Here is a 24,409-nt window from a genome sequence, read left to right on the forward strand (position 1 = left end):
TGTCTTTTTTAAATAAATAGTACTTTGATAACTAAAAATTCTGTTGTTTTTCAGTTGACATACTACCGCAGGTCTTTTTTTGTTAGTTCAATGATAACGGCGCGGCGATCTTCTCTATCGTGATAACGATTGACTAATCCTTGTTCAATTAATCGATTAATTGTAACTGTAATTGTACTTGGCTTTACATTCATTTCTCTCGCCAGCTCACTTGCTCTTAATGCACCGTAATAGTTTATAATTTTTAAAATATAAAACTGTGATGTTGTAAGTTTTGGTACTGGTATTTGCTCAAATAACTCTATTTGCATTTTCTTTCCAATGGAAATTACCATTGCTTGAATTTTATCAAGATTATTCATTTTATTACCTCTTTATTTTAATCAGTCAATTTTTAATAAAGTTAAATATTTAACACGCGTAATTTCTTACCTATAAAAAAATCGTCAATCCTTACGTAAAAAGGCTTGCTGATGCTCATACTTTTGAAGTAGTAATAAATTAGAATATTTTCCTTCTCCATAACGCCAGCGCTATCCATATAATAAAAATTATTGATAAAACAATTGTTTCCCCCCATGAAGTTTGAGGTATAGAGACATTCATTCCAAAAAAACTAAATACAAGTGTTGGAACAGTTAAAAAAACGGTGAATAAAGTGAGAGTTTTCATGATATTATTCATCTCATTTGAGATTACCGATGAATATGAATCAGTTATACTGTCCAAGAGAGTCAGGTCGGAGAAAAGTTTATATGATAACTGCGGAAGGAAGTGCCATTTTGAAAATGGAGCAAAATAGGCTATTACATATTTTATCCCTGTACGAAGGAAGTGAATCGAATGAAGAAAGCTAAGATATTTTTTGATATAGAAAAAGAGGAGCAATGGCTGAATGAGCAATTACAAAAAGGCTATCGTTGTACAAATATTAGTGGATTAGGAATATACACTTTCGAAAAAACCGGCAAGAGATATGTGATGCGACTGGATTATCAAGATTGCAAGTTCTTCTAAAAATACAGGTGTAATATATCGTTGTAACTCTTCCGCAAATGGTTGTAGTTCTTCTTGAAGCGAGAGATTCATAAGAAAATGTCATCCTTTCTAGTCTAGCTTTTTTAGAAAGAATAACGTTTTTTTACACTTAAGGGTAGTGAAAATTCTTAAGTTGATGGGTATAGGGTATCGCCAGTATTTTTGAAAAAACCACGCTAAGCAAAATATTAGTAACATTAAGTTATGACACCGTTTGTTATAAAAAAATCCCCAAAAGCCGATTTCTAAATTAGGAAACCGACTTTAAGACATCTTATTCAATATTTAATAATCGTTTATATCTTTCTATTCTTTCCTTTGCTACCCTTAATCTTTCGTTTTTTAATAAACTCTCATGCCTCTGTTGTGATGAAAAACCAGTCACTTCGAGAATATTTATTTCAACATTAAAATTCCAATCATTTATTTTATAATCAATGGGATACTCAATTTGACCAATATCCTGTTCAGCGTCTACTGCTATATATTTACCATCTTTTAAAAAGAACTTATAGCTTAACCCAATTGTATATATCCCTAACAATTCTCCTAATTCAGAATGCGTTATCTTTAATACCTCTCCACGCACTTCAATGTCCTCATTGTTAATTAAATTATTTGCAAATGATTTTTTATCTTTAACAAGATAAAAATAATCAGTGTTACCTACAACTATAGTTTGATCTAATTCATACCAACTTGGTTTCCAGTTAAAAATCATAATACAACACCTCTAAAAAGTGATTATTCAACTACTTAGGGGACTGGTGGCAAAACGCGGATTTTATACGCTAAGATAGTTACTAAAAGTAAAATGTAATATTTACTACTGTAAAAAATAAATAGTCCCACGCAAAAGATGTTAATTGACGTAAAATTCGTTATAGGAAACTAATTTTTAATATTAAAGCAAACTCTTCCCCGAACAGAGAGGAGTTTGCTTTTTTCAACACTATAAAAACAATTAAATTGCTTGTTTCTTATACTCATTAATGTATCTGAACAATAAGGTTGTACCCGCTATATTAGATACAATGCTCACTCCTAACATTACAGCCCATGTAACATTCTGAATGTTCATTGTCAAAGTTAACATGAAAAAGCACATACCAACCGCAACAAACAAGAAACCTAAAAGCTTATTCATTATCTTACACCTCCTCTTTCATTTTAACATTATAATTAAACGATATCTCGCGTGATTTTGAGTGTATATGGTATTCATGTTAAGTCAACATAATGTCTCATTATTGTTAGCAAGGAAAAATGAGGAACCCTACTCTAACAAGGGAAGCTCCTTTTGTGTTCTATCTACCTATATAATTTTTATACATCCCTATTATAGTGCAGTTTTAGGTTCCTTGTTTGTTACTGAATCAGTCAAAAAACTGTATAAAATCGTTCATAATCTTAACGTGGAGGTTTTTCAAAATACTGGAGGTATTCTTTTGATTATAAAACAAAAGTATCAATTGAATAGGCTTCTTTAGCATCCCTACCTTTCTATACATCACCAGATATGAAACGAGGGTCGTCTCATATCTAGTAATTTACTTGGTTAGCTTAATAGGTATGGAGTAGTGCCCCTACAAACAAAACCCACCAGAAACATCTATATTCTGCCCCGTTACCCAGCGGCTATCAGAAGAAGCAAGAAATGCTACTGCATCTGCAATATCTTCAACTTGCCCAATTCGTCCGAACACAGATGAATTCGTAGCAAAATTTCGTATTTCCGGATCATCTAGCAATTTTGCATTGATATCTGTCTTCGTATATCCAGGCATAATTGTATTCACTGTTATACCTCTTTCTCCAAGATGTTTAGCTAGAGGCAGTGTCATCGTATTTAAAGCACCTTTACTTAAGCCGTATGCAATGGACCCTGTAAAACCAAGTCGTACTTCAGCTGATGAAATGTTAATAATGCGCCCCTCTGCTCGTAGTAACGGTAATGTTTGCTGAATTAAAAAGAATGGTGCTTTCATATTTACGGCCATAATTTCATCAAAAACTTCTTCTGTCGTATTTTCAATCGTCCCTTGTGTACCTATCCCTGCATTGTTTACTAAAATATCAATCTCTGATGTACCAACTCTTATTTGTAATTCACTCTTTAATTGTTCTACTAGCTTTTTGACACCATCAATTGATTTGAGATCTGCTTCAATTAAGAACGCCTTTCCTCCATTAGATTCAATCTCACAAATTGTTTCATCTGCAGCTGACTTATTTCGTCCGTAGTGAATCGCAACTAATGCACCGTCGTTTGCCAATCTCATCGCAATCGCGCGACCAATTCCTCGACTCGCTCCTGTTACTAACGCTACTTTCCCATCAAGATTCTTCATTTTTTCCATCCTTCCTAAATTTACGTTTGATAAAAACCTATACTTATATTTTTATGTAAAAACCAATTATTTCAAATATATATTTATAGGTAATTTAGTTCGTTCACTTATGATATTATAGTTATAGTTTGTGATTCACTTTAAAAAATAAAATAAGGAGGCTACACAATGCAAAATGCAGTAAAACTAGATGAAATTGACCATAAAATAATGAACTTGTTGTATGAAAATGCAAGAATTTCTGTTTCAGAAATAGGACGAATTATATCCATGACGCAACCTGCTGTAAAGGAGCGTATGAATAAACTTGAAGATCAAGGCGTTATAGCGGCTTACCGAACAAAATTTGAGCCTTCTAAAATTAATAAAAACATTCAAGCATTCATCATGTTTAAAACGAGCCAATGCTCTGATTTTATCCAATATTGTAATGCTGCTCCTGAAGTAACTGATTTATATCGAATTAGCGGGGAATTTAATTATATGATGAAGGTCATGAGCGATTCGATGGATTCTCTCGCTGCATTTTTAGACTCTTTAATGCAATTCGGCTTATCGTCTCCTTTAATTGTTTTAAAGAGTGAGTTTGAGGAGAAATTGTCGTTCTAATAAAGTGATAGGCACCAGCTTTCCAAAAAAGAAAAAGGAGTGGATCATCCACTCCTTTCAATCACCTATCCCTGATTTCTCTGCGCCTCTCTAAACTCCTCCTTCACCTTCTCTAACAACCCTTCTTCCGTAATTAATCGATACGCCGTATTTGCTAATGCTTTTGCGGATGTAATTAATGCTTTATCCCCTAATTCTGAACGTGCCGCTTCTCTAAATTCATTCGTATGTGCAATTAAATCATCCGGACCAATTTTAATGTACGGGTGGATTGTCGGTACGACTTGGCTAACGTTTCCTGCATCGGTTGAACCAATACCAAGTCTTTCTTTACGGTTTACATCTTCACCTAGTAACTCTAGTTCTTCAGCTACGATGTCGTTATATGTTTTTGTTACGAGTAGTTCATCGATTTCATTTTGGAATTGATGGATTTTTACTTTTGTGCCTGTTGCTAGTGCTGCCCCTTGTGCGATATTTTTTACTTTTTCTGTTACTTCCGCACATCTTTTTCTCGTTGCTGCACGGATGAAGAATCTTGCTGCGGCGTAGTCGGGAATAATGTTAGGTGCTTTTCCGCCTTCTGTAATAACGCCATGAATTTTCACGTCTGACGGAAGTTGTTGGCGAAGTGCGTTAATACTGTTGTACAGCTGAATCACCGCATCTAATGCGTTAATTCCTTCTTCAGGTGAAGCTGCAGCATGAGCTGTTTTTCCGTAAAAATGAAAATCAAGTGGATCGACTGCTAGTGAAGGACTCGTTGTTGCTGTCTTTCCGCTCGGATGAATCATAAGCGCCGCATCAATATTTTTAAATAAGCCTGCCTTTACATAACTCGATTTTGCGCTACCGTTCGGTCCTCCTTCTTCAGCTGGTGTTCCGAAAACGACAACTTCCCCGCCAATTTCTTCAAGCGTTTCTGATAACGCGATTGCTGCTGCAACGCTAATGGTGCCGATTAAATTGTGACCACACGCATGGCCAAGTCCTGGTAAAGCGTCATACTCCGCTAAAAATGCGATTGCTGGTCCTTGTTTTCCTGAACTTTTTCGCGCAATAAATCCCGTTTCATGTCCAGCTATATTGTGCTGCAACTGAAATCCTGCACTACCTAGTAATAAACTTAACGTTCTAGATGCATAAAACTCTTGGTTACCGATCTCCGGATTCGCATGAATATCATGACTTGTTTCTATGTACTTTTCCTTATTTCTTTCGATACTCTCTTCAATTGTTTTTCTTTGTGACGCTACTCCTGTCGCTCCCATTTTTCTTCCTCCTTTTATTTTCACGTAAAAAAGCCTCTTTCTAAAGGATAGAAAGAGGCTTCTGTATATACAGTCAAACTGAGCTTCTTTCTTATCTTTCAAGTTACCTTGCTGGAATTGGCACAGTATTCATAACGAATCCGCTGCCGAGGTATCATAGGGCCAGTCCCTCCACCTCTCGTGATAAGAATTTTCATAAAATTATATTAAATTATATTCATTCTAAGTTCATTCCAAATAAAAGTCAAGAAATTCCTATCCGAATTTACCGAATATCTAAAAATCCTTTTAATACACCAATTGTCTCAGGTGCTTGCAGTCTTGCACATACGTACGGAAATTCCGTACTCCCTTCAAATATCATTTGAGATGTGAGCGGTGCGCCTGCCCAGAAGATTTCATCATCAATTACGATAAACGGGAAAGCTTTATTTTGTCTTTGTAACTTTACATTTTTCAGTGGAACTGGTCCGTCACTATACACTGTTATCTGTGCATTTGTACGCATTAACGCTTGCCATACTCGCTTATCCACTTGTTTTGTACTTGGAAGCGAAATAATAATTTTTCGTTTTGCTGCTAAAATATCTTTTAATAGCCCTTTCGTTTCCTCAAGATTCATTTCCATAAACCAACGTAATCGTTTCGATATTTTTCGTTCCCACAATTGTCTTGATGTCGTGCGATCATACACATCTCCGTGACGTTCTATATGAGCTGTTAATTGTGACAACGCTTGTTTTCTCGAAAGATTTTTACGCATATAATGGCAATCTGATAATTGAATAAACTTCCCTCTCGCTCTTGTCACTGCTACATTGACGAGGCGATGGTTTTTATGGTCAAAGAATAATACGCCAGGTCGTTCTTGCGGATAACTATCTACTGTATCAAAAATCATCATATCTCTTTCAGATCCTTGGAACTTATGAACTGTCGCTGCTAAAACAGGTATGTTTTGGTATTTCGTTCTCTGTAACATTTCTCTAATACACGTTGATAAAAAGCGAGACTGCGCCCTGTAAGGCGTCACAACACCAATGGATTGCACACCATCTAACAGTCCAATTAACATCATTTGCATTGCTACTAAACCAGACATAATGTTAAAACGAGATCCTGAAGCAGCGTCTTTTAACGAAAAAGCTCCCATTTGGCTCGTATCAAATAAAACACTTGCTTCATTTGCGAACGGCTGCAATTGCGCAAGTTCTTTACGTTCTGAAACAGACGGATGGTCGTATACTCTATTTTTATAAATAAATGAGTTTGTAAACTTAGATATATCCGCATGCATACGTCTTTGTTCCTGCAACATAAACAGGTTCGGATGTGCTTCTGATTTATTAACAGACTCCACAATCCCGGCATGGTAAAACATATCTTCGCCAAGCCATTTGCGAACGAGTTCATGGTTTGCCATCGCAATTGGAGGTAACTGTAAAAAGTCACCACAAACGACGATACGTTTTCCAAGTGAAGCAGCTAATGCAATTTGCGGAACAAACGCCATACTTACTTCATCTACGACAACTAAATCAAATGTACGCTCATAAATAAGTGAATCAATAGCACATTTCGATAAAGTCGCACCAATCACTTTCGCATTTTCAATATATTCTTTTTCTACTTCTTTAATTTTCGCTTTTTGCTTTCGAAGATCACTTTCTATCTCTTGTATACGCTTCTTATCAGCAGATGTTGCTTTATACGATAAAATCTTTTCACGAAGCTCTTGTCGTGTCTCTTCTAAATAGAGTCTCTCCTCACCCCAAGACCCGTTCGTCGTTTCAACTAACTTCGACGCAAGTAACGTTTCATGATTTCGTATATGTTCGTGTTGACTATAACCGTAACGAACAATTTCACCAGGCGTCCATTTCTTTTTCTTTTCAATTTGCTTTGTTACTTCACTCATTAATACGTCCACTGCTGCATTACTATGAGCTAACACAAGTACCGACTTTCCTTTTTGATAATGAGCCGAAATAATACGTGATAAATTGTAAGACTTCCCTGTTCCAGGTGGTCCCCATACGTACGTTGTCGGATTATAAAACGAGCGATACGCCAATTCATTTTTCGGATTTTTCATCTTCTCAATATGTTTCGGACTACTCGTCCCATCAACAAGACGCTTTATACGATTACGTTTCAGCTTATCTTTACGCGCTTCCTTCAACCTCTCTTGCAGTTGCTCTAAAAGCTGCCACGGTTCACTGTATAAAACAGCTTCTCGTATTTCACCTTGTATATAATCATTTAATTTCAGTTCTATTTCTAATCCATGTACAGATAATACTTCCCCTGTCGCTTCCTCACCATCGAACTCAATTCGAATCGGTGAACCTTCAGGTAAGCTTACTTCCGAAATAAGCTGAAATACGTATACTGTACTTTCATAATCTGTATATAAAAAACGACCATTCATGATAGAAATTTTACTACCACCTATCGTTTTCCAATGTTTAATTTCATACGCTAATGCATAATGCCACTCTTTCATCGTTTCCGATAATGAAGGAGTTTGAGTAGGTGTATTCATCGTATAATCTCCTTCCTTCTCCCCAAACATACTTTCTCACTATACCATATAACACGCTAAAATTTGTAAGGTTTTTATCTTGCTTATTTTCTTAATTTTCAATAACATATTGTATATAATTTTCAGAAAGAAGGAATCTACATGCCAGTTAGAAGAATCGAACACGTTGGACTTATGGTTGCAAACCTAGAAACATCTATCGCATTTTATGAAGAAGTAGTTGGCTTACAACTCATTAAGAGAATGGGACACCCGAATCCAGACTTAAAACTCGCTTTTTTAGGTGTGGAAGAATCAAAAGAAACGATACTCGAATTAATTGAAGGCTACAACTCTTCCCTTCCGGCAGAAGGAAAAGTACATCACATTTGCTTTAAAGTGGATTCATTAGAGGATGAAATTGAAAGACTAAAGAAACATGCAGTAACCTTCTTACTAGGAGAAGAAATCGAAACATTACCAGATGGAACACGTTACTTATTCTTCGCGGGTCCTGATGGGGAATGGATTGAGTTTTTTGAGACGGAGAGATAAAACGAAGCTTTAGTCAGCCCACAATTAACGGGATTATAACTTTATGATCCACATAAGGAGTAGAAACTGATGAATACAGTTTTTATTGTCGTTTTTTGGGTACTTATACTATTTCCACTTCTTTATATAATACTGATAAAGAAGTGGAATATAAAAGTAGCTGCTTTATTTGTTGGAAGGATTCTATTAAGCATTGTCTATTTCATAAATGGAATGATGTTAGGACTGCAACGAAATTGGGTAGAACCTCCCTATGAAACAGAATGGGATTTCTTTGTAAAGTCTTTACTAAACGGAAAAACTGATGCACTTATGCACTTGTTACTTCTAATTATTATCATTACTTTGGATTTAGTCGTTACATTTTATTATATCAATAAAAAGAAATAGGATATCTACTCCTATTTCTTTTTTAATGGGTAGCGCCACATTGCTATCAAGCTAAGAGTTTAAATGTAATATCATTTAAGGGAATACTTAAGATACAAATAAAATATCTTTTCCAAGTAATACTGTTTTATTAAAGTCTATCCCGAGTTGTAACTAGTTCAATGCGACTGTAAATTCTGAGTTCGGTGCGCCAGCAAATACAACGGTTCCGTTCTCTGGTAGTTTTACTTTGTTATTGTCACTAACAACAGTAAAATTGACGCATACTCCATTCTCATCATACACCGCGAATGAACTTCCTGATGGCAACTCCACAGTCATCGTTTTCCCTGCTGCCTCTTGCGGAATCGTAAACCATTTCGCATGCCCATTTTTTTGCAGCGTAACTTTCGATAATTGACCTGTATCAAGGGATTTTACGTTAGATTCACTGACGTATAAAAAGCTGGCCATCTCCATATATTCAGTACCATCCTCTGTATAGAAATGAGCTTCCTTTGTATCCCGCCCATTCATCACAGGAATTTGAATTTGATGTGTCGCCGTATTCGGACCTGTAATTTTTTTGCCGTCCCAATACCCATCCTTAATCGTAATTTTTGTGTTAAGAGGCATTAGTTGTCCTAGATAGTTCATAGAATTAAATTTTTCGTTAACGAGGTAGAACTTGCCACCCTCACGCTTCGCCCATGTAGCAGCTGTTTTCTTCGGTAACACATTGTTTTCTAATTTCTGGGCTAAATAGTGAGTCAGCACACTTTGCCCCAATCCCGGTGATAATTCATATGTGCTCTCTCTCAAATAAACTTTTCCATTCTTCTCAGTGACAAAGTTAAGCTTGGAAGTACCCTTCTCATTTATAAAGCTTCCATCCGCCGTATATACATATTTTTCTTCCGGTTTAGTTGGTAAAAACAGTTCTCCCTTCTTCGTAATTTCTATTTTGAAATTGCTGTAGCTATTTCCATAAAATCCTGCTTTTTTTACCACGTCTTGGGGCACTTTAGCCTTGACTGGCTTGCCAAAGGATTTGTCTGGTTTTATATCCTTAATTGTCCCTTTCTCTTTAAGCCTAGCTAGCAGTAATTTGTTTGCCAACAGTTGATTTGTCATGCTGCTGCCGCCGGAGGACAATACAGCTGCTGCCATCTTTTGTTCTGGAAGCACGACCAATGTAGCATGTTGCAGTATCGTATCCCCACCCTTAGTCAACGCTTTTATCCCATATTCACTAAATGGGTATAGTTTCACACTATCCCAGCCAAGACCATAGTTGACCACATTTTCGCTATCTCCCGGCCACATTCCTTTTTTATACTCTTCTTGTTCCATCGCCTTGACTGCTTTATTAGAGAGAATTTCTTTTCCCTGTCCCATAAATATTTGTGAGAATCGCACCACATCTTCTGCAGTAGAAGAGATTCCTCCCGTACCAATCACATTTACCATTTCACTAGGAAGCTGTCCCTGGTATTTCGGAGAATACAGTCCAGCCCGCTTTTCGTCTTCCCATTTGTCTTGCGATGTTATCGTATGATTCAGTTTTAATGGCTCTGTAAACTTTTGATGTAGAAATTCAGTAAAATTCATACCGCTGATTCTTTCTACCAAGATCTCAGCCAGCGTAAAACCGTCATTACAATACACTGAGAACGCGCCAGGATCTGCCTTCAAGTTTTGGTTGGACAATTGTTGCAACAAGATATCATGGGCATAAGTATCATTATCTTTAAATAAAAATGAATTATTGAACGTCGAACCTTGCAAACCCGAGGAGTGATTCAACAGCATACGCGGTGTAATATGCTTATATCGTTTATCTTTCATTTTGAAATCAGGAATATAGCGGGCAACAGGAGCATCCAAATCAACTTTTCCTTCGTCTACTAGTTTCATAACAGCCGCAGCCGTATATACCTTACTGGTTGAACCAATTCCGTATAGAGTATCTTTAGTTAGTGGTTCTTTCCCTTCTATGTCGTTCTTACCTGTCTGCCCCGACAAAATAAGTTTACCATTATCAATCAGCGCATACTGTACGCTAGTCGTCTCATAGGACTTCGTGAGCAGTGCAGCATTCTCTGCAGCATTCTCTGCAGCAATCTTCTCCAAATCTTTGCTAGCAACTTCTTGGCTAGATACAACCGAAGTCTTACTGCTAGAAGACGCTATTGCTCCTGTTGGTAAGCTCATCGTTAGAGCCAAAGTAGCGGCTAACACCCCAGATAATTTATTTTCCATAAAAAAATGCCCCCTTAGATAAATGATCAATTTTATCTTTTATTTGTTCAATTACAAACATCACATAAACTACTATTCTGGTTTTATCCATACTGTCGTAACAAACGGTAAAACCTCTCTTTTTCACATGTACGTTAGTACCATAAATGATTTTTTATTTAGAATGCGCTTATTACTAGTTTGGTTTTCGTATAAATAAATCCTATTTATCCTCCCTCTTTTGTGCTTCCCTATATTTGTATCCTACACAATAAAAATTTCTTTTTTCTTATGCATTTCTTACAATTTCCTTACGTTCAAATCACTTCTATAATTAGATAGGTTTTATTTTAAAATCTTCAGGATAATAAATGCTTATATAATCGCACGTTATGCATCATTGATTACTGATAATGCTGCTTTATGTAAATCATACAGACAGATGGAAGTATATAGCTCTTCTTTTATGGTACACTTCAATAAAAGGGGGACAAATTTTGAAAAAGTGGATTAAAATCACATCAAGCTTAGTTATTGCTATAGCAGTTGGTATTTTTACTGGTTACAAAGTCGGTACATATGCAGGTTCAGACGTTAAGGAAAAGCAGACTGAAAGAATTAAAGGGGAAGATGTAATACTTGACCTCAATTCTGATCGTCATATAATCAATGCAATGCACAAAATGACTCATCAAAAAGTCTTATCTCACGAAAAACAAGGATTTATTAAAATGACTCCAGAAAACATCGAAACAGTACGTCGAGTAATTGATGAAAGTAATAGTGGAACCTTACAACATAAAGAACAGTACCTCAAGATTTTGGTTCGTTGGTATGAAGGCGATTTCTCTCAATCGGTTGAGGAGCATAATTTATTATGGGAATGGGACAATAACAGCACTGGTAAAGCATACGAATTAGCGACACCGGAACAAGAAGAAGCATACATTCTAGAACAAGCGAAGTCTGAAAAACAATAACAAAAACGGACCTGTTATCAGGTCTTTTCTCACATTTTCTCTGTTATAACCCTTTAAAAACAGCTTAATTCATCCAATCTTCGTTATCTTTAGTTACTAATCAACAGATATGTTCACATTTTTGTAACATGTATAGACAAGCATATGTGTTATAATCAACTTAGCAAATTACAAATAAATTTGCATTTCCTGTGACCCTTACCTCCCAGTAAGGGTCTTACTCTTTTATAAATAATTATTTCAGTCCAATTTTCACAGATGTAAGAATTCTCATATATTAGACTTCATACAACCTTTTCCAAGGAACAATATACCGATACACAAATCCCTATTTATATAGGGATTTTTTTGTACGAGTTCCTCACCATCAATGTAAGAATAAAAAAAAGAAGGGGATTATCCCCCTCCTTTTACGCTTGCTCCGACTGACGGAATTATTTCGTATACCCACGATTCAGTTCCGTTAACTTTTCATTAATGTTAAAAATTCTTACTCTAATATCTTTTACACCAGCTGCTTCAAGTCTGTTCTTGTGCATTTCAGCATATTTTTCAGCATCTTGTTTTTCTTCAAATACATAAATGCCTCCAGCTTCTTTTGTTTCTTGATTCTCTGTCCATATTTTCCAGTGGAATCCTTCTTCTTCGTTAATACTGTTTGCTAAATCCCAAAATCCTTTTTCCATTTCTTCACCAAAAGGACCTTCAAACGGAAAATCAACTTGTAATAAATATGCCATCTTTGCTCACTCCTATTTTTAATATAAAATTCTTACCATTTCTTTTACTAATTATAATTTTTTTGATTCTAACGATGATACTGTTTACATTCGTATTGCTATTATTCCACTACTAATTTGAAAATCATACTATTTATAAAATACCCACAAAACGGTAGCAATTTGAACGCAAACAGTTTTAAGTTATGTTTAAAAAATATGATACAAACTTATCCCTAAACTAAGAACAAACAAAACAAGCGCAGGTATTGCTTTCTTAAAGGGATCTCTCGCTAGTACAATTAGAGTTAATGCAGCTGCCAGCATCGTACCGCCTAACAACAATCCTGCTAATAAAGCTACTGTTGGAATCCAAATTCCTATTAACATTCCAATCGCTCCTACGATCTCAAAAGCTCCAGTTAAGAAATTAAAAAACGAAGGTAAACCAAATCGCTTAAACTCATCTGCCATTTTCCCAGATATAATTTTCGTACCTGTCATTAAAAAGAACAGAAGTAATACAACTTTTACTACATTGATTAATATTAAAATAGCAATCACATCTTTCTTATTTATTTGATACATTTACATGCTATAGCATATACAATACGAAATTTTGACTGGTACTAGGAAAAAACGTGATCCTGAATCGAATCTCATACAAAATAAAGATATCTCCACTATTCCTTAAAACAAATTATATGCTATAGCATATATAATACATAAAATAAAGCTTGTTCCTTATGAATAGCATCAATAAGGAACAAGTATTAATAGCGTGTATCATATAATTTGTTTAATAATGATTGTAATACTTTAATTTCTTCCTCGCTCAAATTACTCGTAACGAAATGGTGAGCGTCTGTCACTACAGGCAAGATTGTTTTCTTTAACTCGTCACCTTTTTCAGTTAAAAACAGGTTGTGTGAACGTCGATCTTGCTCATTCAAATCCTTCTTTACAATCCCTTTTCTCTCCATTGACTGTATCATTCTTACGACAGTAGTTTGATCTTTATCAATTGCTTCTGCTAACTCTTTTTGAGTAGTGGCCCTTTGGCTACAAAGAACACAAATAATCCCCCACTGCTCTGGCGTAACTCCAAAAGGCTTTAATTTCTTTGTAAAATAATTCGTCATTTTCACATCAGTACGATGAACAAGATAGCCTATTAAATCATGTAAGTTCATATATCACCTCTATAAATTAATATATAAAAGAGTATAGCATACCAGTCAATTATCCACAGTGAATGTATTCATTTTATTAATTATATGCTATGGCATATATATTATAGTAGGTCATTTTAATTGTCAAATGAATTACCTATTATTTTTTTATGTCAAAACCACCTCTATATATTATAGAAGAAATGAATAATTTGATATATTCCTCTGACGATTTCTCCCTTGTCGTTTTGTAATGCTCTAATAACATTTGATAAAATATGAAATTTACAGACAACCTAAACACCTCTAAGGATATCTTACCCAGTTCTTATTGCCACAAGATAAGAAACATATAATTAATTAATCACCTACATTAGCAACTAAAACATCAAGAAAAGACATTCCAAATATGGAACGCCTTCTTTTTTATAAAATCATTCACTTAAATCTATTTTCAAAATATACTATTCAACACGCTTAAATCTTCTATTTAACATAATCACTCATTTATCTAAAGAATTTGATTACGTGCATAACGCCCTTCTAACGTTTCCTGCAAAAATTAGTGAATCATCAATGTCTTTGATATTAACGTAAATTAAATTCAAATGATCACATAACCACTCATGGTGTATAGACGAAACAATTATTCCTCGTTTAAGAATTGTAGCAATAAATCCATTGACTTTTTTTGTAAGAGCGCTACCCGTCCTAGACATAATGCCCTTCCAGTGTTATTATCTCTTGATTTGAATGAGGAGGAATTTGTTATTCTAAAACGTTTTCCTAAGATAGTTGCCTTTATTTTATGCTGATTTATTGTTGCCACGCATTTTCCACCAACGAATCCTTCTTGGCCACTGATAATTCTGGCAAGCTGTTGAGAGATTGGTTCCTCATTAAACACCATACCTTCAATCATCCCCCTTTTACTGTAAGGTTATGAATGAATACATACATTTGAAACAGCAATAAATCTTTTCAGTTACAAGAAGAAAATAACAATCTAATGAAACCTGTTAACTCAATTATATTAATGGAGTTTAATGGTATGATTTGAATAACCATCCTTTTGCATTTCAATCATCTTCCACCTTACTTCTTCTAAATAATGAACTCTTATTTTCAAATGAAAAAACTTGATTAACTTTGCATACTTAGCATGCGAATTCAATCAAGTTTTTTTTCATACACCACTATTCGGGTTCACTTCAGTTATTTGCTTTGTTGCTTCTTTTTTACACTTTAAATTTTGATTATTTTTCTGACAATTTAACACAAATTACATTGTTTTGTATGAAACAATCCTAACGTTATTAAAATCTCTTGTTTCAATAGTAAAATGTATACTAGAGGCTTTCTCATAGCCAAGAGTTTAATGGTGGTTTGTCTTTTAGCGAACTAGAATCATAATTTGATTTGGTCCTGTACGTTTCATAACACGATATCCTTTAGTTGATGTTGTAGCAATTCCCTCATCATTGGACTTACAATAACCATCTACTTGACAGGTACCATCATCTCGAACCAGAAGTTTACCAACAAGACCAACTGGAACCCATTCAGGTCTTTGTAGACGTGGGATATACTCTTGTGAAGAGTCCCACTCAGGATTTAATATAGGTTCACTTTTTGTAAAGGAAGGGTGAATCACTCTTCCTTTGTCATCTTTTATTTCTGGCACAACAACTTCATGATATTGAGTTCTTCCCCATTCGTCTGTTACGAAAAGATTATGCCAACGTAAATCACTTGCATCTGCAATCATTGCTGGATTCGCACTTACTACTCCTAGGATATAATTATCATTTGCGTTTGCTTTTCGTATTTTGTCCCCGTCTAAAGTTACAAAGTATCCGACATCGATTGGATTTTTATCAACCGTCTCAAACATTTCTGCATAATCCGCAGCAGCAGAAAAGAATACAGTACCGTCGAGATAAAGATTTCCTGTTAGCCCTTCAATTACAGCGGAATTTAAGGATGGTCCAACAGCAAGACCATTTGCTAAATGCCAAGAAAATGGGAATCTGGTGACTCCATTTTGCCCCATAATATGAGAACCTGTATGAATTGGATTTACTACGGTATTTAGCCCTTCTGCATGGGAGTAATTTGCATTTGCTATTGTGTTTGCTCCCTCTGCATGGGAAGCAAATCCAAGCGCTGTTGTGTCTGCTCCCTCTGCATGGGAAGCAATTCCAAGTGCTGTTGTAAGGGATCCCTCTGCATGGGAGGCAGTTCCAACTGCTGTTGTGACTGAACCTTCAGCGTGGGAAGCAATCCCATTTGCTTTGGTATTTTCTCCTTCCGCATGAGAGTAATCCACATCCGCTATTGAGGACACTCCTTCTGCATGGGAAGCGGTCCCATTTGCACTTGTGTTTTCTCCTTCTGCATGAGAGGCATTCCCACTTGCTGTTGTGAGAGTCCCTTCCGCATGAGAGGCATCCCCACTTGCTGTTGTGAGAGTCCCTTCCGCATGAGAGGCATCCCCACTTGCTACTACATCTGTCCCCTCCGCATGAGAGCTTCTTCCACTTGCTCTTGTGTTTTCTCCTTCCGCATGAGAGGCAATTCCACCTGCTATTGAGGATACTCCCTCCGCATGAGAGGCAAATTCAAATGCTATTGTGAAGTTTCCTTCCGCATGAGAGTCATCTCCACTTGCTACTGTGTTCTCCCCTTCCGCATGAGAGGCAAATCCCTCTGCTAATGTGGCTATCCCTTCTGCTACAGAACATCCGTTATTCGGATCAGTTCTAATACAGATTGTTGCGGTTGGTCCGGTGTTTCCCGTTGGGCCGGTGCTTCCTGTTGGGCCAGTGCTTCCTGTTGGGCCGCTGTCTCCCGTGGATCCGGTGTTTCCTGTTGGGCCAGTGCTTCCTGTTGAGCCGGTGCTTCCTGTTGGCCCAGTGTTTCCTGTTGGCCCAGTACTTCCTGTCGGTCCAGTGTTTCCTGTTGGCCCAGTGTTTCCTGTTGGCCCAGTACTTCCTGTTGGCCCAGTGTTTCCTGTTGGCCCAGTACTTCCTGTCGGTCCAGTGTTTCCTGTTGGGCCAGTGCTTCCTGTTGAGCCGGTGCTTCCTGTTGGGCCGGTGTTTCCTGTTGGTCCAGTACTTCCTGTCGGTCCAGTGTTTCCTGTTGGACCAGTGTTTCCTGTTGGTCCAGTGCTCCCTGTTGGCCCAGTGCTTCCTGTTGGGCCAGTGCTCCCTGTTGGCCCAGTGGTTCCCGTTGGAAATGTTATAGGAGGGATAGGTGGTAATGTAGGACCAATCAAATTTGGATCTAATGCAGCTGCACTCAAAAAATCATCTGATATAAGACCTTCCCATTTTTTCTTATTTAACATGATTCACCTCCAAAAAAACTTTTATCATAACTAATAGATGCACCGAATCAACAAAATAAAATCAATAAAAAAACATTCCATCATTTTTATGAAAAATAAGATATTTAAATACTTAAATATTATATTCATATAAGATTAATGTAATATTTCATTATCAGTAGCTAGGAAAAAGGAGGAACGATACTTTCACAAGGGAACCTCCTTTTTTATTCTATGAATCTATTCATTTTTTATACATTCCTAATCTAACGTAGTTTTATGATTCTCGTTTGTAACTGGATTATCCGAAAAACTGTATAAAATCTTGCATGTTCCTAGCATATATTTTTTCGGAATGCTGACGGTATTCCATGCCCATTAACTTAAGAAAAGTACACACCCCAAAAATAAAAAATGAGCTCATTTCTCAAAATAACTAACTATAGAGAAATAAAATTTCCATTTAGGAAGTACTGTAAAACCTTAACTTGATAGCAATGTGGCGATACCCCTATATACTAAAAGGGGCAGTAGAATCAAAATACACGTTAAGATAAGCGGGTGATTCAGTGACGTCCACCGTGATTCAAATCTGACTCTGAGTTCATCTCATACGTTATAGAAAGTATACCTAATTTAATAAATTCCCCAGCGATTTAACAATGTGCTAAAAACTGTTCAACCAGTGCGCAAAGGTTTATATTTTAAATGACGTGTTTAACACCGTACTCATCAAACTAAGATTATATAGCTTTAGTTTCATATGAGATTTTTTCTTTTCCTACAGTATCCGTCCAGCTTATTAAAAATAATAAAATCCCGTATTGAATAAAAACACGGGATTGTTATAAATGAGTTGTTCACTTATTCGAAAGAAGTTCATTCGTTACATATTACTTATTTAATTAAGAAACATTCATATACCAGCCCAAACATCTTTTCCATATCGCCCTTCATCTTGCACACGATCCAACCAATTCCTTGCTTCTTGTTCACTAACTTCATGAATTTCTTGATAGGCTTGACAAAGGGTATCTTCTACGTCTGGAGCCATTTTACTTCCATCACCACATATATAAAGATGAGCTCCATTATCTAATAGCGAAATTAAATGGATTCTATCTTCTTTTATTATATGCTGTACATATGTTTTAGGATGACCTTCTAAGCGAGAGAAAGCTGTGTGTAAAGAGATTAATCCATCTCTTTCATCATTTTCTAGTTCTGTACGATAGAGATAATCCTTTTCAGGATGACGACAACCAAAGTATAGATGTGCTTCTCCTACCTTCATACCTTTTTGCTTTTGAACGCGACGCGCTTGTAAGAATCCACGGAATGGTGCAATTCCAGTACCTGGTCCAACCATGATAATTGGTGTTTCTGGATTTTCAGGTAATTGAAAGTTTGATTGTGGCGTTCGAATGAAACAGATAATCTCATCTTTATTATGACGCTGAGCTAAATAATTAGAAGCGACTCCTTCATATGTCCCTTCCCCGCTCCATGCAGGCGCATTTACAACACCGACCGTAATGCTCAGACGATCCTGTTCAACGAGTGGAGAGCTTGAAATTGAATAGTAACGCGGTTTGAGCGCCGGAAGAAGTTCTAAAAAGCGTTCAAATCGGATTTCACAAGCCTCATACTTTTCAAGAAGATCTAACATTGAAATACGTTTCTTTAATATTTGTTCTTGATAAACTCCCTCTTCCAATAATGATTCCAATTCCTTTTTATGAGGAGGGCATGCTGTGAATGTCACCATTTCTCGTATTTGTGCTCGAGTGGCTGCTTCTTGCACTTCGACACTATAACTAAGAAGGTCATATAAACGAACAGGACTGTCTAAAGGTATGTGATTTACACTGCGCCCACTTGCGCTTAATATGACTTGATCCTTCCCGTTTAATCCAAAGCGTTTTAAAATTCGGTTGACATTTTTCTCACTATTAATTGGTAGTACCCCAAGGTGGTCTCCTTCTTTATATGTAGCGCCTTCTGGCAAGGATATTTCAATATGTCGCGTGCTTCTTTCACTGCTAGATGATTGAAGTTCACGATTTTCTAGTATAGATGCATAAACTGCTTCATATGTTCGCGCAAGAGGAGATCCTCCAAGACGGCTGACAAATTGTAGGCTCAAAGTACTGCGTTCTTTCTCCATGTTTTTGTTAAGTTCCAATCCAAATGCCTTCATCGCATCAGACCACATACTTTGTTTCCATTGCTCGAGCTGTTCCTCGAAATCACCACTTGCATCTGCTTCTCCGCGTTTAGAAAATCTTGTTGCTCCTTTTTGAGCCATTTGCTCATCAATGTATCTTGGAATTCGCTGATAAGTACTAGCCCAATTATGATCTCCACAACCAAAAACTGCGTATTGAACACCTTTTAGCTCATCTGGTTTTAATTCCTCCAGCCATTGCACAAACTGTCCTGCATTACTTGGCGGCTTTCCATTATAAGAAGAAGTTACAATAAGAACCGCTCCTTCTTTTGGCAAACTTCCAATTCGATCGTTAAGAGCTGCCACTTCCGTTTGAACACCTTCTAAACTAGCTGTATCCGCTAGTTCTCTTGCAATGCCCTCTGCTACCCCTGTATCCGAGCCATACAGAACAAGAAGTGAAAGATTATCGGCTCCAATAATGGAAGGAGTCTTCTGAACTTGCTGCTTGGTTTCATGGTTTTTCAGTTTCTCCTCTGTAGGCGCAAGAACAGTAGTATGGCTAATAGTTTCATTTCGAGGTACAATCCTAATTTTAAAATCACCAGGCTTTAGCGTTAATGTTTGTTTTACGTCCAGCTGATAGTCTTCATAATCGATGAATTCAAAATGTTGAAGAAGCATTCCCATTACGAGTGTGGCTTCATGAAGTGCAAACTGCATACCGATACATGCTCGCTGACCATTTCCAAATGGTTTATAAGCATGATGAGGAACCTTATCCAGCTCTTCAAACCGTTCAGGTTGGAATTCTTCCACATTGTCTCCCCACGCATCTTTATCCCTATGTAGCTGCGGAATAAGGACAGAAATACGATCTTCGCCTTTCTTAATTGGGTATTTTCCACCAATTACTGTATCTTCTTTTGCATAGAGACTGAATGCTGGAGCAGTCGGCCATAGACGTAGTGATTCATTTAAAATCATCCGTATATACTTAAGCTTCATAACTTGTTGGTATGTTGGAGTGGGATCTGTCAAAACACGGTCTACTTCTTCATAGGCTTTTTTCAATTTATCCGGATTCTTTAATAAAAAATAGATTGCAAAAGATAACAATCCACTTGTTGTTTCATGCCCAGCTATTAAAAAAGTGATAATTTGAAAACGAATATTTTCATCATCTAATTTTTCACCCGTTTCCGGATCCTGCACATGTAACATACGGGAAAGTAAATCATTTTCTTCCTGATTTCCACTACTTTTACGTTCAGCAATAATATTATCTACTAAAGAAAACATAGATTGAATATCATGCTGAAATTGACGTTTCGTTCTCCACATGAGTTTATCTTCTATATCCAGCCGCTGCAATTGGTGCATCGCCTCATCTAGAGCACGGGTCATGCTAGTGATAAAAGGATGAGAGGTCTCACGATAAAAGCTATTGAATCGGTAATTAAAACCACATAGACCAATTGTATCTAATGTAAGGCGAGTCATATCCCCTGGAACATCTACGTTTTCATTCGGATTCAGTCGTGCCCATTTTTGAACGAGTTGTACAGCAATATCGACCATCATAGCATGGTAATCTTTCATTGCCCGTTGACTGAATGTAGGCATCAAAATATTATGAGCTTTTTTCCAGTTAGGCTCGTCAGTCTCGCTTGTAAATAGTCCGTCTCCAGCAAAGGCACGAACCTTTGCTAAAGCACCCTCTATACTTTTATCAAATCTTGTTTCATCACAAACTTCCGCTACCAGTTCATGTCCAGAAACGACAATGATCGTATCACTTAAAGTTTGAATTTGAAAAATAGGACCATACTCTTCTGCCAGCTTAATAAACGATAGAGTCGGTTTATCTTTATCGATTAATGGGAGATTCCCCAGCGGTCCATATGTTTTCGGCTGAGGAATGGCAGATACTTTTTTATCCATTACAAACACCCTTTCAAAAAGCATGAAATAAAGTGAAACTTTAATCAGCCCTCACCAATCGGGCGAGCAGTTGCTCCCCCACCTAACTTCTTTGCTTCCGCTGAATTTTGAGGTGGGGGTCTTACTGCCCGGCAAATAGCGAGATAAAATATCCCAGTCAATAAAAAGAACATAGTAATGAATCGCCTGGGATAAAGATATGTAATTGATTACCTTATTTTATCTTTTCCCTAACTATTCACGATTATGATATTACTTATAAGGTTGGTAATCTAAACCGTCTATCGACATTAGATTTATACCTTGCAGAAAAAATAATATATTACAATGAGGCATATTATTATAATGTTTATTAGAAATTGAGAGCTAAAGGTTGTAGTATTAGGAAAACCAGTAGTTTCTCATGTCAATTCAAACAAATACGATAAGCAAGTATACTCTGTTGCTAATGAAAAAGGATTTGATATTCATATCAAATCCTTTTTCATTCTGTGTAATTATTTCACTTTTTCTTTCATCTCTTTTCCCCTTTTAGTAGAAATCATCATCTCGATTTTTATTTTGCTCTATCGATTTAACCTCTCGACAGCTTCCGCGCTTGTATCTACACGTTTAACGAAAAAAACTAATAGTAGCGCAACAACATTCATGCCCAGCGCTACATAGAATGAATGCTGAATTCCGGATAACAAAGCCTTCTGCGTTACCATTGCCTTCGTAGCTTCTGTGAAGGTTGTTGGATCTACATGAGCCATTAAACTTCCAGCTTTTGTTTTTGTTACAGAATTCATAATCGTAACAAGAATAGCAGTACCAATCGAACCGGACACTTGTTGAGCTGTATTATTAACAGCTGTACCGTGCGGATTTAAGCGAGTTGGCAATTGATTAAGGCCATTTGTCATAAGTGGCATCATCACCATCGCCATCCCAAACATCCGCAATGTGTAAATAAGGATAATATGTGTGTGACTAGAATCGATTTGCAGATTTGCCAACATATAAGTTGAAACAGCTGTAATGGAAAGTCCTACTATACCAAGAAGCCGAGGGCCATACTTATCAAATAGTTTACCTGTAATGGGTGACATAACTCCCATTATTACCGCACCTGGAAGCATCATCAGCCCAGAGCTCAGCGGCGAAATACCACGGACATTTTGTACATAAGCTGGTGTTAAAATCATCCCCGAAAACATAGCCACCGCATTAACAATTGCAATTACAGACGCAAGTGCAAACATTGGGTACTTGTAAACACGTAAATCCAACAACGGTTCATTCATTTTTAATTGACGGATAATGAAAGCAATTAGGGCAATAGCGCCTATGATTAAGGTTGTTAAGACAACTTTATTCGTCCACCCATCTGAGCTTGCAGAACTAAACCCATATAACAGACCGCCAAAGCCGACAGAAGATAATAGTAATGAGAGATAATCAAGTTTTGCATTTTTGTTTTGTCTCATGACATTTTCCGATTTCCAAATCCCTAACAGTAAGCTAATGATTGCTAGCGGTAAAATCATTTCAAAAAGCAAACGCCAGTCATAATACTCTACAATATAACCTGATAGTGTCGGTCCAATTGCTGGAGCTGTAATCATAACTAACCCAAAAATCCCCATTGCTGTTCCCCTTTTTTCTCTCGGAAAGCTTACTAGCATAATATTCATTAACAAAGGTCCCATCACTGAAGAACCTGCTGCTTGAACCATCCGACCAGTAAGTAATAAACCGAAGTTCGGTGCTACAGCCGCTAAAGCCGTACCAAGGATAAAAATCAACATGGATGTAATAAATAAACTCCTATTGGAGAATCGGGTTATTAAAAATGCTGATGCCGGAATTAATATACCACTTACAAGCATATATCCTGTAGAAAGCCACTGGATCGTTGAATAATCTTGAATTTCTAAATCCTTCATTATTGATGGCAAGGCCACATTTAAAAGCGAGTTATTTAGAAATGAAACAAATGCCCCAATAAAAAGGATTACAAGCATTACATATGGTGGTTTTCTTTTATGTAACGTTTCACTCATAGATTGATTTACCCCTTCATTATCAATTCCATTGATTAATTTAACTCGTTTGCATATTTGCACGAGAATTTATTACCCTTGCAGTATTTTGCCAAACTCTTCGAATGGATATTCTCTTTTTAGCAATTCTACTTACCCAGCTTAAAATTTTGAATGAATATGTAAACACGTTTGTTAACCGAAATTACATTAGGCTAAAATAAACAAAAAGAGCTAATGAAAATACCCTTCTAAAATAAAGTGAACCTTTAATCCATGTTTTTTTACTGACAGCCCACAACAAACAGCGGGATAAACCAACAAGCCCACACACCCATTCCTTTAAATACAGGCTTGGAAATCTAGTTATGTAACCATCCATAAAAAGAAATATTACATAGGCTAAGTCTAACATTACATTTTTAAAGTAAGGGGAATAAGCTTATGCACCAATATTGGTATGTGAATTCAAAGGAAAACGAGGAACAATATAATAACCAAAATTCAATGTCATCATTATATTCACAGCCCCAAATAAATAAAGCTGACGAAATGAGTGGTTTGAAGATTTGTGAGGATTGGAGTTGTCGCTTCTATCCAATTGGTTCGGATTCACCAGCCAATTATATGACTTTCACTCCCGATCCTCCTCCCTTCTCTTTTGGTCAGCCAATCCATTATGCAGGGATGATGCCACAAGGACATCCTGCTAATTGGACCCCATTACCAAGCCATGCAGGTTTTAATTATCAAAAACCTCCCATCCCCTGGGCTCAACCATTCAACCATACAGGGATGTTCGCACAAGGTCATCTTGCCGCCTTACTCTCACCGCCAGCTAAAGCTTTTAAATTCAGTAACAATAACTGGGGTATTTTCGGAAACTCTCCAGGATGGGGCGGACAGATAAGTCCCATGGGATGGGGGAATAACGGAGGTTACGGTCAGCCAGGAATGCTTGGAAACTTACTTACAGTAGGAAAAGGCACTATGAATGGAATTGGAATGCTTAGTAGTCTAATGGGTATGGGGAAGTTCTTTTTTTAGTGGATTAGAACGAGAGGATAGGTCCATAGCCCAGATTTAAAAACCAGTTCCTTTTCTCCATTGATTT

General features: G+C 36.8%; 17 protein-coding genes, 5 pseudogenes and 1 riboswitch. Of the genes and pseudogenes, 7 read left to right on the plus strand and 15 right to left on the minus strand.

The window, feature by feature from the left end; genetic code table 11:
• Window positions 1-74 precede the first annotated feature (74 nt).
• Together PDQ33_RS07900 and PDQ33_RS07905 are read right to left on the minus strand one after the other, a co-directional pair.
• Window positions 75-362, minus strand: a pseudogene (locus PDQ33_RS07900) (MarR family transcriptional regulator); the annotation flags it as partial.
• A gap of 139 nt (window positions 363-501) precedes the next feature.
• A pseudogene (locus PDQ33_RS07905) lies at window positions 502-732 on the minus strand (CorA family divalent cation transporter); the annotation flags it as partial.
• Here PDQ33_RS07905 and PDQ33_RS07910 point away from each other — a divergent pair.
• Both PDQ33_RS07910 and PDQ33_RS07915 read left to right on the plus strand, forming a co-directional pair.
• A pseudogene (locus PDQ33_RS07910) lies at window positions 732-857 on the plus strand (PadR family transcriptional regulator); the annotation flags it as partial. The pseudogenes PDQ33_RS07905 and PDQ33_RS07910 overlap by 1 nt on opposite strands.
• Window positions 844-1,002, plus strand: a pseudogene (locus PDQ33_RS07915) (DUF2812 domain-containing protein); the annotation flags it as partial. The pseudogenes PDQ33_RS07910 and PDQ33_RS07915, both read left to right, overlap by 14 nt.
• 310 nt (window positions 1,003-1,312) lie before the next feature.
• Here PDQ33_RS07915 and PDQ33_RS07920 read toward each other — a convergent pair.
• The 3 genes from PDQ33_RS07920 to PDQ33_RS07930 form a co-directional block, all read right to left on the minus strand.
• Window positions 1,313-1,759, minus strand: a complete 447-nt coding sequence (locus tag PDQ33_RS07920; RefSeq protein ID WP_000577089.1) for a hypothetical protein — start codon at window positions 1,757-1,759, stop codon at window positions 1,313-1,315.
• Between the two features lie 243 nt (window positions 1,760-2,002).
• Window positions 2,003-2,185 (minus strand): hypothetical protein, encoded by a 183-nt coding sequence (locus PDQ33_RS07925; RefSeq protein WP_001037653.1) that lies wholly within the window; start codon window positions 2,183-2,185, stop codon window positions 2,003-2,005.
• A gap of 439 nt (window positions 2,186-2,624) precedes the next feature.
• Window positions 2,625-3,389 carry an SDR family oxidoreductase gene (locus PDQ33_RS07930; RefSeq protein ID WP_000792673.1) on the minus strand — a complete coding sequence of 255 codons (765 nt, stop codon included), beginning with the start codon at window positions 3,387-3,389 and terminating at the stop codon, window positions 2,625-2,627.
• A gap of 168 nt (window positions 3,390-3,557) precedes the next feature.
• On the opposite strand from PDQ33_RS07930, the gene PDQ33_RS07935 reads away from it, so the two are divergent.
• Window positions 3,558-3,998: an Lrp/AsnC family transcriptional regulator gene (locus PDQ33_RS07935; RefSeq protein ID WP_001178573.1), complete on the plus strand. Its 441-nt coding sequence runs from the start codon at window positions 3,558-3,560 to the stop codon at window positions 3,996-3,998.
• Window positions 3,999-4,063: 65 nt separating this feature from the next.
• On the opposite strand, the gene PDQ33_RS07940 is transcribed toward PDQ33_RS07935, so the two are convergent.
• A complete protein-coding gene (locus PDQ33_RS07940; protein WP_000501353.1) occupies window positions 4,064-5,269 on the minus strand; it encodes a M20 family metallopeptidase in 1,206 nt (401 codons plus the stop codon).
• 88 nt (window positions 5,270-5,357) lie between these two features.
• A riboswitch (SAM riboswitch) is annotated at window positions 5,358-5,459 on the minus strand.
• 75 nt (window positions 5,460-5,534) lie between these two features.
• The gene (locus PDQ33_RS07945) at window positions 5,535-7,844 is read right to left on the minus strand and encodes an AAA domain-containing protein (RefSeq protein ID WP_001997799.1); all 2,310 of its coding nucleotides are present in this window, start codon (window positions 7,842-7,844) and stop codon (window positions 5,535-5,537) included.
• Window positions 7,845-7,955: 111 nt separating this feature from the next.
• On the opposite strand from PDQ33_RS07945, the gene PDQ33_RS07950 reads away from it, so the two are divergent.
• Window positions 7,956-8,348, plus strand: a complete 393-nt coding sequence (locus PDQ33_RS07950; RefSeq protein ID WP_270394572.1) for a VOC family protein — start codon at window positions 7,956-7,958, stop codon at window positions 8,346-8,348.
• A gap of 69 nt (window positions 8,349-8,417) precedes the next feature.
• Window positions 8,418-8,738, plus strand: a complete 321-nt coding sequence (locus PDQ33_RS07955) for a hypothetical protein (protein ID WP_270756625.1) — start codon at window positions 8,418-8,420, stop codon at window positions 8,736-8,738.
• Window positions 8,739-8,891: 153 nt separating this feature from the next.
• Here PDQ33_RS07955 and PDQ33_RS07960 read toward each other — a convergent pair whose 3' ends face one another.
• Window positions 8,892-10,979: a serine hydrolase domain-containing protein gene (locus PDQ33_RS07960; RefSeq protein ID WP_270756626.1), complete on the minus strand. Its 2,088-nt coding sequence runs from the start codon at window positions 10,977-10,979 to the stop codon at window positions 8,892-8,894.
• A gap of 476 nt (window positions 10,980-11,455) precedes the next feature.
• Here PDQ33_RS07960 and PDQ33_RS07965 point away from each other — a divergent pair, with 476 nt between their 5' ends.
• Window positions 11,456-11,938, plus strand: coding sequence for a PRK06770 family protein (locus PDQ33_RS07965; RefSeq protein WP_000758844.1), 483 nt, complete (start codon window positions 11,456-11,458; stop codon window positions 11,936-11,938).
• Between the two features lie 434 nt (window positions 11,939-12,372).
• Here the strand turns inward: PDQ33_RS07965 and PDQ33_RS07970 are convergent, their stop codons facing one another.
• The 7 genes and pseudogenes from PDQ33_RS07970 to PDQ33_RS08000 form a co-directional block, all read right to left on the minus strand.
• On the minus strand, window positions 12,373-12,678 hold the full coding sequence (locus PDQ33_RS07970; protein WP_000323772.1) for a monooxygenase: 306 nt from the start codon (window positions 12,676-12,678) through the stop codon (window positions 12,373-12,375).
• 189 nt (window positions 12,679-12,867) lie between these two features.
• Window positions 12,868-13,245: a DoxX family protein gene (locus PDQ33_RS07975; RefSeq protein WP_061130808.1), complete on the minus strand. Its 378-nt coding sequence runs from the start codon at window positions 13,243-13,245 to the stop codon at window positions 12,868-12,870.
• Between the two features lie 185 nt (window positions 13,246-13,430).
• A complete protein-coding gene (locus PDQ33_RS07980) occupies window positions 13,431-13,850 on the minus strand; it encodes a MarR family winged helix-turn-helix transcriptional regulator (protein ID WP_270756627.1) in 420 nt (139 codons plus the stop codon).
• Between the two features lie 503 nt (window positions 13,851-14,353).
• Window positions 14,354-14,739, minus strand: a pseudogene (locus PDQ33_RS07985) (DUF1259 domain-containing protein).
• A gap of 483 nt (window positions 14,740-15,222) precedes the next feature.
• Window positions 15,223-17,178, minus strand: a complete 1,956-nt coding sequence (locus PDQ33_RS07990) for a peptidase G2 autoproteolytic cleavage domain-containing protein (RefSeq protein WP_270756628.1) — start codon at window positions 17,176-17,178, stop codon at window positions 15,223-15,225.
• An 895-nt stretch (window positions 17,179-18,073) separates the two neighbouring features.
• Window positions 18,074-21,271, minus strand: coding sequence for a bifunctional P-450/NADPH--P450 reductase (gene cypD / locus PDQ33_RS07995; RefSeq protein ID WP_270394354.1), 3,198 nt, complete (start codon window positions 21,269-21,271; stop codon window positions 18,074-18,076).
• A 566-nt stretch (window positions 21,272-21,837) separates the two neighbouring features.
• Entirely contained in the window at window positions 21,838-23,316 is a 1,479-nt protein-coding gene (locus tag PDQ33_RS08000; RefSeq protein WP_270756629.1) for a DHA2 family efflux MFS transporter permease subunit, read from the minus strand.
• Between the two features lie 423 nt (window positions 23,317-23,739).
• On the opposite strand from PDQ33_RS08000, the gene PDQ33_RS08005 reads away from it, so the two are divergent.
• Window positions 23,740-24,342 (plus strand): hypothetical protein, encoded by a 603-nt coding sequence (locus PDQ33_RS08005; RefSeq protein WP_000554439.1) that lies wholly within the window; start codon window positions 23,740-23,742, stop codon window positions 24,340-24,342.
• Window positions 24,343-24,409: the final 67 nt, after the last annotated feature.

The organism is Bacillus cereus group sp. Bc031, from assembly GCF_027716265.1.
GTDB lineage: Bacteria > Bacillota > Bacilli > Bacillales > Bacillaceae_G > Bacillus_A > Bacillus_A paranthracis.